The organism is Lysobacter sp. TAB13 (genome assembly GCF_052113885.1).
Classification (GTDB): Bacteria; Pseudomonadota; Gammaproteobacteria; order Xanthomonadales; family Xanthomonadaceae; genus Lysobacter; species Lysobacter gummosus.
In genome coordinates this window covers 1-400 of the sequence record NZ_JBFRDR010000298.1, presented here as the reverse complement: position 1 = coordinate 400, position 400 = coordinate 1, and the positions used below count along the sequence as shown (strand labels likewise).

Below are 400 nucleotides of genomic sequence, written 5' to 3'. Positions count from 1 at the left end.
CCGCCTTCTGGTCCCGCATAGCCGCTGATGGCAAGGCCAATATCCGCCTCGGCAATTTCGCGAATTTTAGCGGCCATCTCGGTCACCGTTTGTTCACTGACGGCGGTGAAGCGCTCAATGGTTTCGTGCCGCACGCCGAGGATCCTCTCCTTCGCCGCATCGCTGAACACCACCATGCCAACGTCATAAAATTCCGCCGTGTTCTCTTCGGCACAAAGCGCAACCGCGAGATTGCCGCCGGTACAGGACTCTGCGGTAGTTAACCGCAAACCTCTGTCCGTAAGCTGAGTGGCGAGCTTTTTCGTCAGCTCGCTGATGGTGTTGTTACTGTCGTGAATAAGATTGCTCATCGCGTTGCCCTTAATTTTCGTCAGGAATAATAGAAATATGACCATTACGC

1 protein-coding gene is annotated in these 400 nt (G+C 54.0%); it reads right to left on the bottom strand.

Features of this window, described 5'->3' with window-relative positions; genetic code table 11:
- A partial coding sequence (locus AB4Y92_RS26260; RefSeq protein WP_441822290.1) for a nicotinamide-nucleotide amidohydrolase family protein occupies positions 1 to 350 on the bottom strand: 350 nt, incomplete at its 3' end.
- Positions 351 to 400 lie beyond the last annotated feature (50 nt).